The sequence below is a fragment of the uncultured Limimaricola sp. genome (assembly GCF_964022235.1).
Classification (GTDB): Bacteria; Pseudomonadota; Alphaproteobacteria; order Rhodobacterales; family Rhodobacteraceae; genus Limimaricola.
On sequence record NZ_CAXHZL010000004.1, the window covers coordinates 167,534 to 183,827 of the forward strand.

The window sequence follows — 16,294 nt, forward strand, 5'->3', positions numbered from 1 at the left end:
AGGCGTTGCGCGATTGCGGCGGTTGGACGGGGGCAAAGGCGCGTCTAGCTCTAGGGCAACGCCAAGCTTCGGGAGAGCGAGATGGAACTGGGCCTATACACATTCGGCGACGTGGGCACCGACCCGGTCACCGGCGCGCGGGTCGACCCGAGCCTGCGGTTGAAGCAATTGGTCGAGGAGATCGCGCTGGCCGACGAGGTGGGTCTCGACGTGTTCGGCTTGGGCGAGCATCACCGCCCCGATTACGCCGTCTCGGCCCCTGCCGTGGTGCTGGCAGCGGCGGCGGGGCGCACCAAGCGTATAAAACTTACCAGCGCCGTGACGGTGCTCAGCTCGGACGACCCGATCCGGGTGTTCCAGCAATTCGCGACGCTCGACGCGCTGACAGGCGGTCGGGCCGAGATCATCGCCGGACGCGGCTCCTTCATCGAAAGCTTCCCGCTCTTTGGCTTTGATCTCGATGATTACGAGGATCTGTTCGAGGAAAAGCTGCAGCTCCTGATGGCGCTGAACGAGGGCGAGGTGATCCGCTGGCCCGGCAGCGAGCACACGCATGAGATCCCCGGTCGCGGCGTCTATCCGCGTCCCGTCCAAGACAGGCTGCCGATCTGGCGCGCCGTCGGCGGCTCGCCCCAGTCGGTGGCGCGCGCGGGGGCGCTGGGGCTGCCCATGGCGCTCGCCATCATCGGTGGAGATCCCGCCCGCTTCGCGCCGCTGTTCGACCTCTACCGCAAGAGCGCGGCGCAGATGGGGCACGACCCGAAATCGCTCAGGACCTCGCTCAACGTGCACGGCTTCGTGGCCGAGACGAGCCAGCAGGCCGCCGACATCATCTATCCCGCACAGGCCGAGGTGATGAACCGGATCGGTCGCGAGCGGGGCTGGGGGCCGACGAGCCGCGATCAGTTCGACGCGGCGCGTGGGCCGAAGGGCGCGCAGTTCGTCGGCAGCCCGACCGAGATGGTCGACAAGATCCTCGCGACGCACGAGCGCTTCGGTTTCGATCGGATGCTGATCCAGATGGCGATCGGGGTCTTTGATCATGCGCAGCTGATGAAGGCGATCGAGCTGTTTGGCACCAAGGTCGCGCCCGAACTGCGCCGCGCCACCGCGTGATGCGGATCGGTGTCATCTCCGACACCCACGGGCTGCTCAGGCCCGAAGCTCTCGCCGCATTGGCGGGAGTGGGACCAGAGGGCGATCCATCGGTGGATCACATCCTGCATGGCGGCGACATCGGTCGCCAACAGATCGTGGAGGAACTGGGGCGCATCGCGCCGGTCACGGCGATTCGGGGCAACGTCGATACCGCGCCCTGGTGCGCGCGCTTTCCCGAAACCTTCGATCTCGATCTCGGGGGGCTGCGCATTCATATGCGCCACGACCGCAAATCGCTTGATTTCGACCCCTCCGCGCGGGGTATCGACGTCGTGATCAGCGGACATTCGCACAAACCGTTGATCGAAACGGTGGATCACGTGCTCTATCTCAACCCCGGTGCCGCCGGGCCGAGGCGCTTCAAGTTGCCGATCACGCTGGCTTTTCTGTATTTGGGGCAGGGCGCGCCGCGCGCTGATCTGGTTTCTCTTCTCGACTGATCGCGCGTGATGCCGCGCTGCGGCGTACGCGACGGGTTGCCAGAATCTCGGTGCTCTCGTAGGTTTCATGTAGTAGAATACAATTCCACTATGCGAAACTTCAGGGAGGAGACTGAAATGACGCGATTTCTGAAGGCGGCCCTCGCCTCGACGATTCTCGCCGGTGCCACGCTTGGCTCCATCGCCCACGCCGAAACCACGCTGTTCTTTGGCGAGGCCGGTCCCAACCGCGGCGCCCGCGCCGAGGCGCTGAACTGGTTCGTCGAGGATGTGAAGACCCGCACCGAAGGCGAGCTGAACTTCGACGTCCAGTGGGGCGGCGCGCTGTTCAAGGCCGATGCCGCGGCACAGGCCGTGGCGGATGGCGTGGCGGACGCAGGCACCATCATCGGCGTCTATTTCCCGCAGGAGATGCTGGCCTACGGCATCGCCGACCTGCCGGTGCAGAACCCCGATCCTTGGGTCGGCATGAAGGCCACCGACGAGCTGATGCGCGGGTCCGAGGCTATTCAGGCGAACCTCGCCGATCAGAACCTGGTCTATCTTGGCACCTACACCACCTCGGCGGTGCATATCGGCTGCAAGGGCAAGGCGATCCGCACGGTCGAGGACATCGACGGCCTCAAGGTCCGCGGCGTCGGCGCCTATGGCAAGACCTTCGCGGATTTCGGCGCGAACCTCGTCAACATGTCGATCTACGATGCCTATCAGGGCCTCGATTCGGGCCTGCTCGATTGCTCTCAGGGCTATTCCTACGCCGTGGGCGCGCTGAATCAGCAAGAGGTCATGGACAGCTACACCATGCTCAACTGGGGTCAGGTCGGTGCACTGGGCATCTTCATGAACAAGGATGCCTTCGACGCCCTGCCCGAAGAGCAGCAGAAGGCGCTGATGGAAGCGGGCAAGGGCCTGTCGGATGAGTTCGGCCGTCTCGTGAACGCCGACAACGATGCCGCCGTCGAAAAGATGCGCGAAGCGGGCGTCGAAATCATCGAGCTGCCCGAGGAAGAGCGCGCCAAGCTGGTCGAGAAGGGCAACACCTATCTCGAAGAGTGGTCGGCGCAGGCCGATGCCGCCGGTCTCGACGGCGCGGCGCTGCTCGACGAGTACCGCGGGCTGATCGAGAAGTATCAGGCCGAAGTCGAGGCGAACGGCTACCCTTGGGAGCGCGGTTGATCCGCACCGGGTAGGCCACCGGGCGGCGCGCCTCACCCGCGCCGCCCCATTTCACACTGACATCCGCCAGAGCGGCGGGGGCCACGGGCTCCCGGCCGGGAAGGATTGCCGATGCTGACCCGTATCGAGAGTTTCCTGCTCAACCTCGCCGCCGTCGCGGTGATCGGTCTTGGGCTGCTGATCACCACAAGCGTGCTTTTGCGCGCGACGCTGAACTCGGGCATCCCCGACACGATCAACATGGTGCGCGAACTGATGGTGGCGGCCATCGTGCTGCCGCTGGCTGCCACCGCCGCCGCGCGCGCCAACATCGTGGTGGAGGTGCTCTCCGAGCGTCTCTCGCCGCGCACGCAGGACTGGCTCGTGGTGATGGGCTCGGTCATCGGGCTTCTGGCGCTGATGCCGCTGATCTGGGCTGGCTGGAACGAGGCGGTGCACACGCTGAAGTCGGGCAGCTACTTCTTCGGTCAGCTCAGCCTGCCGAAATGGCCGGGGCGCGTCATCTTCCTGTTCGGGGTCGGGTTCTGCTGGCTGCGCCTCGCGGTTCAGGTGGTGGGCGACATCCGCACCATCCGCTCGGGCGGCCGGGTCTTGACCGGGCTTTCCTCGCACACCCCCCACGAAGAGGTCTGAGACCATGGACGGCACTCTAATCGGTCTCGTGGCCTTCGGCTCGGTCCTATTCCTTCTGGCGCTGCGCGTGCCGATCGCCTTCGCGCTGGCGGCCATCGCCACCATCGGCACCTTCGTGATCTTTGCCTTTCGCACCGGGACCTTCGCGCCCGAACGGGCGATCCGTCCCACCTCGTCGTTGGTGTTCTCCAACAGCTTCGACCTCATTCACAGCTACGATCTGTCGATGATTCCGCTCTTCGTGGCGCTGGGTCACATCGCCTATCGCGCGGACATCACCACCAAGATCTACCACGCGGCCCGCGTCTGGCTCGCCAAGGTGCCCGGCGGCGTGGCCATGGCCTCTGTCGTGGGCTGCGGCGGGTTTTCGGCGATCACCGGATCGTCGATCGCCTGCGCCTCGACCATGGGGCGGATCTGCACGCCCGAGATGCTCTCGGTCGGATATGACAAGCGCCTCGCCACCGCGAGCGTCGCCGCGGGCGGCACGCTGGGCTCGCTGATCCCGCCCTCGGTGCTGTTCATCATCTACGGCATCTTCACCGAGACTTCGATCAGCCAGCTGTTCCTCGCGGGCATCCTGCCGGGCATCGTGTCGCTCTTGGGCTTTCTGCTCGTCATCTTCATCTGGGTAAAGCGCGATCCCTCGGCCGCGCCGGCCTTCACCGGCACCATCACCATGGCCGACCGGGGCCGCGCCGCGCTTGAGAGCTGGCCCGCTGTTCTGCTGTTCGCGATCATCGTCGGCGGCATCTACGGCGGCATCTTCACCGCGACCGAAGCGGCGGCGGTCTGTGTTTCGGCGGCCATCGTGATCGGTCTGGTGCAGCGCAAGCTGACGCTGCGCGCGATCTGGGAGTCCCTGCGCGAAACCTGCATCCAGACCACCTCGATCTTCCTGATCGCGGCAGGGGCCAAGATCTTCGTGGCCTTCATCGCCCTCACCGGCGTGGCGCCCGACATCGTCGAGGCGGTGACCGCCGCCGAGCTGTCGCCGGTGCTGCTGATGGCGGCGATCGCGGCGATCTATCTGCTGCTGGGCATGTTCCTCGATCCCATCGGCATCATGGTGCTGACGCTGCCGCTGATGATCCCGCTGATCGAAACCTACGGCTTCGACCTGATCTGGTTCGGCGTCGTGGTCATCAAGCTTCTGGAAATCGGCCTGATCACGCCCCCCGTCGGCCTCAACGTCTTTGTCATCGCCGGCGTGGTCGGACGCGATGTGCCGATCGACCGCATCTTCGCCGGCATCGCGCGGTTTTTGTCGGTGGACGTTCTGGTGCTGATCCTGATCATGGCGGTGCCGGCGCTGTCGCTGGTCATCCCCTATTCGATGTGAGGCCCGCATGAAGATCACCGACGAAAGCCAGGACCGCCGTTTCGCCACCACGTTGGCGCGGGGACTATCGGTGCTGCGCGCCTTTCGTCCCTCGGATGACGGGCTGGGCAACGCCGAGATCTCCGAACGCACGGGCCTGCCGAAAAGCACCGTGTCACGGCTGACCTTCACGCTGCAAAGCCTGGGCTACCTGACCCACGCGCGCCGCCACGACCGCTATCGTCCCGGCCCCGCGCTGTTGGCCTTGGGCAACGTGGCGAGCGCGTCGATCTCTTTCGTGGAGCTGTCGGGGCCGATCATGCAGCGGGTCGCGGACGAAACCGGGACGCTGACGCTCTTGTCGGTGCGCGACCGGGGGCGGGTGCTGATCACCAAGACGTGGCGGCCGCAGGAGGTGTCCTCGATCTGGCTGGAGGTCGGTCACAGGCTGCCCTTCAAGGGGTCGAGTTCGGGGCATGCGATGCTGGCGGCGCTCTCCGAAGAGGGCTTTGTCGAGGCCGTGGCAGACGCCGAAGGCCACCGGGGTCTCGACGAGACGACGGCGCGGGAGGCGCGTCGGACGGCCTATACGCAACTCGTCACCGAGGGCTTCGTGATCGCCGACCCGGCGGCTTACTTTGCCGCCAACATCCACGCCGTCTCGGTGCCGTTCCAGTCGCGCGACCTGAGCGAGCCGGTGATCTTCACCTGCGGCGCCATGCCCAAGGATCTGAGCATGGAGCGGATGCAGACCGAGGTCGGACCGCGATTGCAGCAGGGCGTGCGCGAGCTGGAGCGGATCATGGGGCAGGGACCGTTCCTGTCGCGGCACGATATCTGAACGCGGTCTTATTTCCACATAGTGGAATTAAGATTTGCATGTTGAAATAGATGGCGTCGATTGCTAGGTTGATGCCGGAGAGGGAGGACCACATGGCTGGAGCAGTTCATTTCGAAAGCCGGGGCCGGATCGCGGTCATCACGGTGGATCATGCGCCGGTGAACGCGCTGGGTCGCGACGTGCGGGCCGGTCTGGTCACGGCGATCGAGCGGTTCGAGGACGACGCGGCGGAGATCGCGGTGATCCATGGGGCGGGGCGGCTGTTCATCGGCGGGGCCGACATCTCCGAGTTCGGCAAGCCGCCGATGGAGCCGTCGCTGCCCGACGTGGTGAACCGCATCGAGGCCTGCACCAAGCCGGTCGTCGCCGCGATCCACGGGGCCGCCTTGGGTGGCGGGCTGGAGATCGCGCTTGGCGCGCATTACCGCGTGGCCGTGCCCGGCGCGCAACTCGGCCTGCCCGAGACCAAGCTCGGTGTGATCCCCGGCGCTGGCGGCACGCAGCGCACGCCGCGTCTCGTGGGGGCCGAGGCCGCCATCGAGATGGCGACCACCGGCACGCCGGTCCCTGCGGCCAAGGCCGTCGAGATGGGCCTCGTGGACCGTCTGGGCGAGGGCGAGGCGCTCGACGCCGGCTTGGCCTATGCCGAGGAGTTGCTGTCGCAGGGCGCTGGACCGCGCCCGGTGCGCGACATGGCCGCGCCTGCGCATGACGCCGAGATGTTCGACGGCCGCCGCACTGCCCTGAGGAAGAAGCTGCGCGGCGAGGTGGCTCCGCTGGCCGCGCTTGACGCCATCGAAGCTTCGACCAAGCTGGGCTTCGACGAGGGCCTCGCCGAGGAGCGCCGCCAATTCATGAAGATGATGGAGACGCCGCAGCGCGCGGGCCTGATCCACGCCTTCTTCATCGAGCGCAAGGTCGCCAAGCTGCCCGAGATCGAGGGCGTCAGCCCCCGCGACGCCTCGGCCATCGGCGTGATCGGCGGCGGCACCATGGGGGCGGGCATCGCCACCGCGGCCTTGCTGCGCGGCCTGACCGTGACGCTGGTCGAGCGCGACGAGGAGGCCGCGAACCGCGCCCGGGCCACCATCGAAAAGAACCTCGCAGCCGCCGTGAAGCGCGGCAAGCTGAAAGAGGCCAAGCGCGACGCGATCCTGTCGGACGCGCTCGCTTGCGTCACCGGCTACGACGCGCTGGGGCAGGCCGACGTGATCATCGAGGCCGTGTTCGAGAGCATGGACGTCAAGAAGGACGTATTCCGCGAACTCGACCGGGTCGCGAAGCCCGGCGCGGTGCTGGCGACCAACACCTCCTATCTCGACATCAACGAGATCGCGCAGGCGACCTCGCGTCCCGGTGACGTGATTGGCCTGCACTTCTTCTCGCCCGCCCATGTGATGAAGCTTCTGGAGGTCGTGGTCGCCGATAAGACCGCCCCCGAGGTCACCGCCACCGCCTTCGCGCTCGGCAGGACGCTCGGCAAGGTTTCGGTCCGTGCCGGCGTCTGCGACGGCTTCATCGGCAACCGCATCCTGTCGCATTACCGTGCAGCTGCCGATCACATGATCCTCGACGGGGCCAGCCCCTACCAGATCGACAAGGCGCTGCGCGACTTCGGTTTCCCGATGGGTCCCTATCAGGTGGGCGATCTCGCAGGCCTCGACATCGGCTACATGACCCGCCAGCGCAAAGCTTCTCAGCGCCACGAGAAGGACCGCTACCCGGGCTGGGCCGATACGCTCTACGAGATGGGGCGGCTGGGCCAGAAGACCGGGCGCGGCTATTACATCTACGACGAGGAGAGCCCGCGCGGCCGCCCCGATCCGGAGGTAGATGAGATCATCGCCGCCGAGCGCGAGAAGCAGGGCGTCAGCCCGCGCGAGTTCACCGACGAAGAGATCGTCGCGCGCTACATGGCCGCCATGGTCAACGAGAGCGCGCGCGTGGTCGAGGAGGGCATCGCCAAGCGACCGCTCGATGTCGATGTGACGCTGCTCTATGGCTACGGCTTCCCGCGCCATCGCGGCGGGCCGATGCACTACGCCGACATGGAAGGCCCGGCCGCGATCCGTGACCGGATCAAGCAATACGCCGCCCAAGACGATCATTTCTGGCAGGTCGCGCCGCTGCTCGACCGCCTAGCCGACCAAAATTCCACATTCGCCAGCCTGAACGGCTGAGAGGGAGAGACGACATGACCGACGCCGTCATCGTATCCACCGCCCGCACGCCGATCGGCAAGGCCGCCCGCGGCGCGTTCAACATCACCCACGGGGCCGACATGGCAGGCCACGCCGCCCGCCATGCGGTCGAGCGCGCCGGCATCGATCCGGCGCTGATCGAGGATGCGATCTTTGGCTGCGGGTACCCGGAGTATGTCACAGGCGGCAACATCGCCCGTCAGGCGGTGATCCGTGCGGGCCTGCCCGTCTCCATCGCCGCGACCACGGTGAACCGCTTCTGCGCCTCGGGCCTGCAAGCCATTGCCATGGGCGGTCACATGATCAGCCAGGAGGGCGCGAAGGCTGTCCTCGTCGGCGGCGTGGAAAGCATCTCGATGGTGCAGCCGCCCGCGCGTCATTCGCGCAATGCCTGGATCGAAGCGCACAAGCCCGAGCTCTATCAGGCGATGATCGAGACCGCCGATACGGTGGCCAAGCGCTACGGCATCTCCCGCGAGGCGCAGGACGAGCTGTCGCTGCAAAGCCAGATGCGCACCGCCGAGGCGCAGAAGGCCGGGCGCTATGATGCCGAGATCGCGCCGATGGAGGTGACCAAGGCCGTCAAGGACAAGGAAAGCGGCGAGGTCTCCCACGTCACCGAGACCATCTCGATGGACGAATGCAACCGCCCCTCGACCGATCTCGCGGGGCTGCAGAAGCTGAACCCGGTGCGCGGCGAGGGCAACTTCATCACCGCCGGCAACGCGAGCCAGCTTTCGGACGGCGCCGCCGCATTGGTGATGATGGACCGCAAGGAGGCCGAAAAGCTTGGCCTCGACATTCTCGGCGCGTTCCGCGGCTTTGCCGTCGCGGGCTGCGAGCCCGACGAGATGGGCATCGGCCCGGTCTTTGCCGTGCCGCGCCTGCTCGAGCGTCAGGGCCTCACCGTCGACGACATCGACCTGTGGGAGCTCAACGAGGCCTTCGCCTCCCAGGCACTCTACTGCCGCGACAAGCTCGGCATCGACAACGACAAGCTCAACGTCTCGGGCGGCTCGATCTCGATCGGGCATCCCTTTGGGATGACCGGCGCGCGGATGACCGGCCACCTGATGATCGAGGGCCGCCGTCGCGGCGCCAAGCTCGGCGTCGTCACCATGTGCATCGGCGGCGGGCAGGGTGCTGCCGGCCTGTTCGAGATCTACTGAGGGAGGCCCCGGAAATGGACCTGAACTTCACCGACGACCAGAAGGCCTTTCGCGCCGAAGTGCGCGGCTTTCTCGAAGCCAAGCTGCCCGAGCGCCTCTCCGAGAAGGGGCGTCTGGGCCAACGGCTAACCAAGGCCGATTACGAGGAGTGGCATGCCATCCTCAACGAGAAGGGCTGGCTTGCAGGCAACTGGCCCAAGGAACACGGCGGTGCGGGCTGGAACGCGGTCGAGCGGCACATCTTCGAGGAGGAGACCACCGCCGCGAACGCCCCGCGCATCGTGCCCTTCGGCCTCGCCATGCTCGGGCCGGTGCTGCAGAAGTTCGGCTCCGCCGAGCAGCAACAATACTGGTTGCCGCGCATCCTGAACGGTGACGACTGGTGGTGTCAGGGCTACTCCGAGCCGGGGGCGGGCTCCGACCTTGCCTCGGTCAAGACGACCGCCGAGCGCGACGGCGACCACTACGTGGTGAACGGGCAGAAGACCTGGACCACGCTGGGCCAATACGCGAACATGATCTTCTGCCTCGTGCGCACCTCGAAAGAGGGCAAGCCGCAGGAGGGGATCTCCTTCCTGCTCGTCGACATGGACGACCCGGGCATCACCGTACGCCCGATCGTTCTGATCGACGGAGAGCCGGAGGTGAACGAGGTCTTCTTCGACAACGTCCGCGTACCCGCCACGAACCTCGTGGGCGAGGAGAACAAGGGCTGGACCTACGCCAAGTACCTGCTGACGCATGAGCGCACCAACATCGCCGGTGTCGGCTTTGCCAATGCCGGTCTGGCGAACCTCAAGCGGATCGCGAAGCTGGAGCAGAGCCAAGGCCGCCCGCTGATCGAGGACCCGCTGTTTGCCGCGAAGATCGCCGAGGTCGAGATCGCGCTCATGGCGATGGCCACGACCAATTTGCGGGTGGTCTCGGCCGCCGCCGCCGGTCAGGCACCGGGGGCCGAAAGCTCGATGCTCAAGGTCAAGGGCACGGTGATCCGTCAGGAAATCAACGCCCTGACCAAAGCCGCCGTCGGTCCCTATGCCATGCCCTTCGTGTCGGAGGCGCTCGAGGCGGGCACCAATGAGGGGCCGGTGGGCCCGGCCTATGCGATGGCCGCGACGCCGCAATACCTGAACAACCGCAAGCTCTCGATCTACGGCGGATCGAACGAGGTGCAGAAGACGATCATCGCCAAGGCGATCCTGGAACTCTGAGGAGCGGGCCATGAACTTCCAACTGACCGAAGAACGGCAGATGCTGCAGGACGGGCTGCGCCGCTATCTCGCGGACGCCGTCACCCCCGAGGCGCTGAAAGCCGCCGAAGAGGGCGAGGGCTTCTCGCCCGAGATCTGGGCCGGGCTGTCCGAGATGGGCGTCGCGGGCGCGCTGTTCACCGAAGATCAGGGCGGCTTCGGCGGCATGGGCTTCGACCTGATGACCGTGTTCGAGGAATTGGGCCGCGCCGGCACATCCGAGCCGATGCTCGAAGTGCTTCTGGCGGGCGGGCTGATCGCCGAGCTGGGCGACGAGACGCAACAAGGCCTCGTCGAGCAGGCGGTCGAGGGCGCGGTGCAGCTTGCCCTCGCGCATGCCGAGCCGAACAGCCGTTATGACATCGAGCGGGTCGAGACCCGGGCCGAGCGCGCGGGCGACAACTGGACCCTCACGGGGCGCAAGTCCGTCGTCGTCAACGGCGCGCAGGCCGATCACATCGTCGTCTCTGCCCGCACCTCGGGCGAGGCGCGCGACCGCGACGGAATCAGCCTCTTCGTGCTGCCCAAGGGCACGGCGGGCGTCGAGATCCGCGACTACCCGCTGGCGCAGGGCGGCCACGCCGCCGAGCTGGTGCTCGAGGGGGTGACGCTACCCGAGAGCGCGCTTCTGGGGGCCGAAGGGCAGGCCATCGATGCGCTCGAGACCGCGCACGCCCGCGCCACCGCCGCTCTTTGCGCCGACGGTCTGGGGGCGATGGAGACCGCGCGCCGCCTCACCGGCGATTACCTCAAGACGCGCAAGCAGTTCGGCCAGCCGATCGGCAAGTTTCAGGCGCTACAGCACCGCATGGCCGAGCTGCTGATCGAGATCGAGCAGGCGCGCTCGGCCGTGATCAACCTGTGCGGCCATCTCGAGGCCGACCGCGCCACGCGCGAAATCCATGTCTCCGCGACCAAGCACCTCGTGGGCAGGGTCGCACGGCTGGTGGCCGAGGAAGCGATCCAGCTGCATGGCGGCATCGGCATGACCGAGGAATACGAGCTGGGCCGCTTCGCGCGCCGCCTGTCGATGCTCGACCACCGGTTCGGCGACAGCACCTTCCACTTGGGCCGCTTCGTCCGGCTCCGGGCCGCCTGAGATGACCGGGGAGGGGATCATCGAGGGTGAGACCGGGGCGCAGCGTCTTTTGGGCTACACGCTCGACGTGGGCCGGGGCGACGGGCGCGCGCGCTGCTACCTCACGGTGGGGCCCAAGCACACCAACCGGCACGACATGTTGCACGGCGGTATCGTCGCGACGATCCTCGACAACGCGATGGGCGCCACCGGCAGTTTGACGCGCGACCCTAGCGGGCGGCACCCGTTCCTGACGATCTCGCTCAACACCCAGTATCTCGCCCCCGCGCGGGAAGGCGAGGCGCTGGTGGCGGTGGGGCGGATCACCGGCGGCGGCCGCAAGCTCGTGTTCATCGAGGGCGAGCTGCGCGGTCCGGACGATCGCCTCATCGCCACGGCGACCGGCGTGTTCAAGCCGGTGGCGCAGACCCGGCGGGAGGAGACGACATGAGCCTAGCGCGGATCGACGATCACGGCGACCGGCTGGTGGTGTGGAACCTCAACGCCACGCGGCGCGGCGCGCTGACCCCGGAGTATTACGCGGCGCTGCACGAGGCCATCGTGAGCGCCGCCTACAACCCGCGCATCGTTGCGGTTATCCTCGCCTCCGAAGGCGGATTCTTCTGCGCGGGCGGCGATCTGTCGGTGCTGGCAACGCGGGCGGCGCAGACCGAGGCGCAGCGGCGCAACAACATCGACAAGCTGCACGATCTTGTGCGCGCCGTCACCGGCTGTCCCAAGCCGGTGATCGCCGCGGTCGAAGGCGGAGCGGCAGGGGCCGGGATGTCGCTGGCGCTGGCCTGCGATTTCACCGTGGCCTCCGACACCGCGCGCTTCACCGCCGCTTACGTCAAGGCCGGGCTGGTCCCGGACGCGGGCCTCACGCATTTTCTCACCGGCCTGCTGCCGCGCGCCATGGCCTCGCGGATGCTGCTTCTGGGCGAGCCTGTGGCGGCGGACCGCCTGCACGCGCTCGGCGCTTTGTCGGAACTTGCCCCCGAAGGTGGGGCCTTCGACGCGGCGATGGCGCTGGCCGACCGGCTGGCGCAGGGGCCGTCGGCGACCCAAGGCGAGATCAAGGCGCTGATCAACAGCGCGGCAAGCGGCGACCTCTTTGCCCAGCTCGACGCCGAGCGCGACGCGATGGCGCGGGCGCAAGGCTCGCCCGAGGCGGCCGAGGGCATCAACGCCTTTCTCGAAAAACGCGCGCCCGACTTTGCCAAGCTGAGGAGCGACGCATGACCGACCCGGCCTTCGACACCGCCGTCACCCGCGCCTACGGCACGCGGCTGCCCATCGTCGCGGGTGGCCTGATGTGGCTGTCGGATGCGGCCTATGTCTCGGCCTGCGCGCGGGCCGGGATCATCGGTTTTCTCACGGCAGCGAGCTTTCCCGAGCCGGAGGCGCTTCGTGCCGAGATCCGCAAGACGCGAAAGATGGCCAACGGTGGCGCTTTCGGCGTCAACGTCTCGATGCTGCCCAAGCTGGTGCCGGGCGAGCGCACCGAAGAGATTTTCGCGCTCATTGCCGATGAGGGCGTACGTTTTGTCGAGACCTCGGGGCGCAACCCCGAGCCTTGGCTGCCAATGCTCAAGGACGCGGGCATCACCGTGCTGCACAAGGTGCCCTCGGTGCGCTTTGCCGAGAAGGCGCAGTCGGTCGGCGTCGACATGGTGTCGATCGTCGGCGCCGAATGCGGCGGCCATCCCGGCCTCGACCTCGTGGGCAGTTTCGTCAACCTTGCGCTCGCGGAGCGTCGGCTGAAGATTCCGTTCCTGATCGGCGGCGGCGTCGGCCATGGCGGGCAGATCGTGGCGGCGCTCGCGGGCGGGGCCTCGGGCGTCGTCGTCGGCACGCGGTTCCTCGTGGCCGAGGAAATCACCGCGCATCCCGACTACAAACGCGCGCTTGCGGGGGCACGCGAAACCGACACGATGCTCAGCATGTCGAGCGTGCGCAACACGATCCGCACGCTGAAGAACGAGACCTCGCAGACCGTGGCGCGGCTTGAGGCCGAGAACCCCGAGATTGGGATCGAAGCGCTGCTGCCGCATGTCTCGGGCAAGATCGGACGCCGCGCCTACGAGACCGGCGACGTGTCGCGCGGCATGTTGTCGGCGGGGCAAGCGCTTGGGCTGACGGGCGATATCGCGCCGCTGGCCGAGATCGTCAGCGGGCTGGAGGACGAAGCGCTGGTGGCGCTGGCGCGGCTGCGCCCGGCGCATCAGCGGATTGAGGAGGGAATGGCGGTATGACAAGCGCGCAAACACGCGACACGCAGGGCGCCGAAGGGACGACACGGCGCATCCACGAGCTGATCGCGCGGCAGGCAAGCGCGCGCGCCGATGCGCCGGGGTTGATCGACGGCGACGGGCGCGTGCTGAGCCATGCCAAAAATCACGCCGCGATCGAGGAGATGGCCGGATTGCTGCGCGACCGGGGCGTCGCGGGCGGCGACCGGGTGTTGATCGTGGCCGAGAACTGCGCCGCGACGGCGCTTGCGATCTTCGCGGCCTCGAAGCTCGATGCCATCGCCGTGCCGGTCAACGCGCGGATGACCGGGCCGGAGCTTGCGCGCATCGTGGCCCATGCCGAGCCGCGTGCGATCCTGTTCACCTGCCATGTGTCGCCGGAGGCGCGCGCGCATGCCGAGGCGGCGGGCGCGGTCGAGGTCGAGACCGCAACGGCCACCATTGCCGTCGCCACTGGCCCCGCAGGCACGCCAGAGACCGTGGACGCCGGGCCGGAGCAGGTCGCGGTGATCCTTTACACAACCGGCACCACGGGCGACCCAAAGGGCGTGATGCTGACCCATGCCAACCTTCTGTTTGCGGGCGCGTCGAGCGCCAAGATGCGCGGCATGGTGCCCGAGGACCGGATCTACGGCGCCCTGCCGCTGACCCATGTCTTCGGCCTGGCCTCGATGCTGATGGCGGGGGCCTCCTGCGGCGCTTGCGTCCAGCTCGAGACCCGCTTTGCCCCCGACCGGCTGCTGGCCGCCCTCAAGGACGGAGCGACCGTGCTGCCTGCGGTGCCGCAGATGCACGCGCTCTTGATGAAGCACACCGCCTCGCTGGGCCTCGAACGGCTGGAGGGCGCGAAGCTGCGCTATGTTTCCTCCGGGGCGGCCCCGCTCGATCCGGCGTGGAAGCGCAAGGCCGAGGCGTTTTACGGCCTGCCGTTGCAGAACGGCTATGGCATGACCGAAAGCACGGCGGGCGTCAGCGGCACCCGCAACGCCATCGGCAACCCCGACATTTCGGTCGGCCCGGCGCTGCCCGGTCTCGAGATCCGCATAGACCCCGCTGCGAGCGACGCCGAAGGCGTGGGCGAAATCCACACGCGGGGACCCCATGTTATGAAGGGGTATTACCGCAACCCCGAGGCCACCGCGCAGGTGATCGACGCCGACGGCTGGCTCAGGACCGGCGATCTGGGACGGATCGACGCCGAAAGCCGCTTGCACGTGGTGGGCCGCTGCAAGGAGCTGATCATCCGCTCGGGCTTCAACGTCTATCCGCCCGAGGTCGAGGCGGCGTTGAACGACCACCCCTGCGTGGTGCAATCCGCCGTCATCGGCCGCACGCGCGGTGGCAACGAAGAGGTGCTCGCCTTCGTGCAATGCACCGACCCGGCACCGGAGCCTGCGATGCTGAAAGCCCATGTCTCGGAGCGGCTTTCGAGCTACAAGCGGCCATCGAAGATTTTGATCGTGGACCGGCTGCCCGCTGCGGCAACCGGCAAGATCCTGAAACACAAGCTGCTGGGCACATTCGCCGATCGCCTGGCCGCACTCGACGCGGAGGAGAAATGATATGCCCAAGGATACCCAAGGCCACGGCCCCGAACTCGGCCAGTTCGACTGGAGCGATCCGTTCCTGATCGAGGCCCAGCTCGACGAGGACGAGCGGATGCTGCGCGACGCCGCGCGCGCCTTTGCCGAAGACAAGCTCGCGCCGCGCGTGACCGAAGCCTACCGCGAGGAGACGGCCGATCCGTCGATCTTCCGCGAGATGGGCGCAGCGGGCCTCTTGGGCGTCACGGTCGAGGAGGAACTGGGCGGCCTCGGCGCGTCCTACGTCACCTATGGTCTCATCGCCCGTGAGGTGGAGCGCGTCGATTCAGGTTACCGTTCGATGATGTCGGTGCAGTCGAGCCTCGTGATCTACCCGATCGACGCCTACGGCTCGGAAGAGCAGCGCCGCAAATACCTGCCGGGCCTGTGCTCGGGCGAACTCATCGGCTGCTTTGGTCTGACCGAGCCTGACGCGGGCTCCGACCCCGCTGGCATGAAGACCGTGGCCAAGAAGACCGACACCGGCTACCGGCTGTCGGGTTCCAAGATGTGGATCTCGAACGCGCCCTTCGCCGATGTCTTCGTGGTCTGGGCCAAGTCCGAGGCGCATGACGGCAAGATCCGCGGCTTCATCCTCGAAAAGGGCATGAGCGGTCTTTCGGCGCCCAAGATCGGCGGCAAGCTGAGCTTGCGGGCCTCGACCACAGGCGAGATCGTCATGGACGGGGTGGAAGTGGGCGAAGACGCGCTTTTGCCGAACGTGCAGGGCCTTAAGGGCCCCTTCGGCTGCCTCAACCGCGCGCGCTACGGCATCAGCTGGGGCGCGATGGGCGCGGCCGAGGCTTGCTGGCACGCGGCACGCCAATACGGGCTAGATCGCAAGCAATTCAACAAGCCGCTGGCGCAGACCCAGCTGTTCCAGAAGAAGCTGGCCGACATGCAGACCGAGATCGCGCTCGGCCTTCAAGGCTCGCTGCGGCTGGGCCGGATGATGGACGAAGGCCGTGCCTCGCCCGAGCTGGTCTCCCTGATGAAGCGCAACAACTGCGGCAAGGCGCTCGAGATCGCGCGCCACGCCCGCGACATGCATGGCGGCAACGGCATCTCCGAGGAATTCCCGGTGATGCGCCACATGATCAACCTGGAAACCGTGAACACCTACGAAGGCACGCATGACGTTCATGCGCTGATCCTGGGCCGCGCCCAGACCGGCCTTCAGGCGTTCTTCTGA

The 16,294-nt window shown here is 67.2% G+C and carries 15 protein-coding genes; all 15 read left to right on the plus strand.

The window, feature by feature from the left end; translation table 11 throughout:
• Positions 1 to 81: 81 nt before the first annotated feature.
• Positions 82 to 1,116 carry an LLM class flavin-dependent oxidoreductase gene (locus AADJ02_RS07535; RefSeq protein WP_341212374.1) on the plus strand — a complete coding sequence of 345 codons (1,035 nt, stop codon included), beginning with the start codon at positions 82 to 84 and terminating at the stop codon, positions 1,114 to 1,116.
• A complete protein-coding gene (locus tag AADJ02_RS07540) occupies positions 1,116 to 1,598 on the plus strand; it encodes a metallophosphoesterase family protein (RefSeq protein WP_341212375.1) in 483 nt (160 codons plus the stop codon). The genes AADJ02_RS07535 and AADJ02_RS07540 overlap by 1 nt, the downstream gene beginning before the upstream one ends.
• 117 nt (positions 1,599 to 1,715) lie before the next feature.
• Positions 1,716 to 2,774 (plus strand): C4-dicarboxylate TRAP transporter substrate-binding protein, encoded by a 1,059-nt coding sequence (locus tag AADJ02_RS07545; RefSeq protein WP_341212376.1) that lies wholly within the window; start codon positions 1,716 to 1,718, stop codon positions 2,772 to 2,774.
• A 111-nt stretch (positions 2,775 to 2,885) separates the two neighbouring features.
• Positions 2,886 to 3,407, plus strand: a complete 522-nt coding sequence (locus tag AADJ02_RS07550; protein ID WP_341212377.1) for a TRAP transporter small permease — start codon at positions 2,886 to 2,888, stop codon at positions 3,405 to 3,407.
• A 4-nt stretch (positions 3,408 to 3,411) separates the two neighbouring features.
• Positions 3,412 to 4,749, plus strand: a complete 1,338-nt coding sequence (locus tag AADJ02_RS07555; RefSeq protein ID WP_341212378.1) for a TRAP transporter large permease — start codon at positions 3,412 to 3,414, stop codon at positions 4,747 to 4,749.
• Between the two features lie 7 nt (positions 4,750 to 4,756).
• Complete coding sequence (locus tag AADJ02_RS07560) at positions 4,757 to 5,569, plus strand: IclR family transcriptional regulator (RefSeq protein WP_341212379.1); 813 nt, start codon at positions 4,757 to 4,759, stop codon at positions 5,567 to 5,569.
• 92 nt (positions 5,570 to 5,661) lie between these two features.
• Positions 5,662 to 7,749, plus strand: coding sequence for a 3-hydroxyacyl-CoA dehydrogenase NAD-binding domain-containing protein (locus tag AADJ02_RS07565; RefSeq protein WP_341212380.1), 2,088 nt, complete (start codon positions 5,662 to 5,664; stop codon positions 7,747 to 7,749).
• A 14-nt stretch (positions 7,750 to 7,763) separates the two neighbouring features.
• Positions 7,764 to 8,939 (plus strand): acetyl-CoA C-acyltransferase, encoded by a 1,176-nt coding sequence (locus AADJ02_RS07570; protein ID WP_341212381.1) that lies wholly within the window; start codon positions 7,764 to 7,766, stop codon positions 8,937 to 8,939.
• 14 nt (positions 8,940 to 8,953) lie between these two features.
• Positions 8,954 to 10,150, plus strand: coding sequence for an acyl-CoA dehydrogenase family protein (locus AADJ02_RS07575; RefSeq protein ID WP_341212382.1), 1,197 nt, complete (start codon positions 8,954 to 8,956; stop codon positions 10,148 to 10,150).
• Between the two features lie 10 nt (positions 10,151 to 10,160).
• Complete coding sequence (locus AADJ02_RS07580) at positions 10,161 to 11,288, plus strand: acyl-CoA dehydrogenase (RefSeq protein ID WP_341212383.1); 1,128 nt, start codon at positions 10,161 to 10,163, stop codon at positions 11,286 to 11,288.
• 1 nt (position 11,289) lies between these two features.
• A complete protein-coding gene (locus tag AADJ02_RS07585; protein WP_341212384.1) occupies positions 11,290 to 11,718 on the plus strand; it encodes a PaaI family thioesterase in 429 nt (142 codons plus the stop codon).
• Entirely contained in the window at positions 11,715 to 12,509 is a 795-nt protein-coding gene (locus AADJ02_RS07590) for an enoyl-CoA hydratase family protein (protein ID WP_341212385.1), read from the plus strand. The genes AADJ02_RS07585 and AADJ02_RS07590 overlap by 4 nt, the downstream gene beginning before the upstream one ends.
• A complete protein-coding gene (locus AADJ02_RS07595) occupies positions 12,506 to 13,522 on the plus strand; it encodes a nitronate monooxygenase (protein ID WP_341212386.1) in 1,017 nt (338 codons plus the stop codon). Before AADJ02_RS07590 ends, AADJ02_RS07595 begins: the two co-directional genes overlap by 4 nt.
• Complete coding sequence (locus AADJ02_RS07600) at positions 13,519 to 15,081, plus strand: class I adenylate-forming enzyme family protein (protein ID WP_341212387.1); 1,563 nt, start codon at positions 13,519 to 13,521, stop codon at positions 15,079 to 15,081. The genes AADJ02_RS07595 and AADJ02_RS07600 overlap by 4 nt, the downstream gene beginning before the upstream one ends.
• 1 nt (position 15,082) lies before the next feature.
• A complete protein-coding gene (locus AADJ02_RS07605; RefSeq protein ID WP_341212388.1) occupies positions 15,083 to 16,294 on the plus strand; it encodes an acyl-CoA dehydrogenase in 1,212 nt (403 codons plus the stop codon).

Coding starts and splice junctions, on each gene's coding strand:
- AADJ02_RS07535 (WP_341212374.1), top strand. CDS start 82: ATGGAACTGGGCCTATACACATTCGGCGACGTGGGCACCGACCCGGTC.
- AADJ02_RS07540 (WP_341212375.1), top strand. CDS start 1,116: ATGCGGATCGGTGTCATCTCCGACACCCACGGGCTGCTCAGGCCCGAA.
- AADJ02_RS07545 (WP_341212376.1), top strand. CDS start 1,716: ATGACGCGATTTCTGAAGGCGGCCCTCGCCTCGACGATTCTCGCCGGT.
- AADJ02_RS07550 (WP_341212377.1), top strand. CDS start 2,886: ATGCTGACCCGTATCGAGAGTTTCCTGCTCAACCTCGCCGCCGTCGCG.
- AADJ02_RS07555 (WP_341212378.1), top strand. CDS start 3,412: ATGGACGGCACTCTAATCGGTCTCGTGGCCTTCGGCTCGGTCCTATTC.
- AADJ02_RS07560 (WP_341212379.1), top strand. CDS start 4,757: ATGAAGATCACCGACGAAAGCCAGGACCGCCGTTTCGCCACCACGTTG.
- AADJ02_RS07565 (WP_341212380.1), top strand. CDS start 5,662: ATGGCTGGAGCAGTTCATTTCGAAAGCCGGGGCCGGATCGCGGTCATC.
- AADJ02_RS07570 (WP_341212381.1), top strand. CDS start 7,764: ATGACCGACGCCGTCATCGTATCCACCGCCCGCACGCCGATCGGCAAG.
- AADJ02_RS07575 (WP_341212382.1), top strand. CDS start 8,954: ATGGACCTGAACTTCACCGACGACCAGAAGGCCTTTCGCGCCGAAGTG.
- AADJ02_RS07580 (WP_341212383.1), top strand. CDS start 10,161: ATGAACTTCCAACTGACCGAAGAACGGCAGATGCTGCAGGACGGGCTG.
- AADJ02_RS07585 (WP_341212384.1), top strand. CDS start 11,290: ATGACCGGGGAGGGGATCATCGAGGGTGAGACCGGGGCGCAGCGTCTT.
- AADJ02_RS07590 (WP_341212385.1), top strand. CDS start 11,715: ATGAGCCTAGCGCGGATCGACGATCACGGCGACCGGCTGGTGGTGTGG.
- AADJ02_RS07595 (WP_341212386.1), top strand. CDS start 12,506: ATGACCGACCCGGCCTTCGACACCGCCGTCACCCGCGCCTACGGCACG.
- AADJ02_RS07600 (WP_341212387.1), top strand. CDS start 13,519: ATGACAAGCGCGCAAACACGCGACACGCAGGGCGCCGAAGGGACGACA.
- AADJ02_RS07605 (WP_341212388.1), top strand. CDS start 15,083: ATGCCCAAGGATACCCAAGGCCACGGCCCCGAACTCGGCCAGTTCGAC.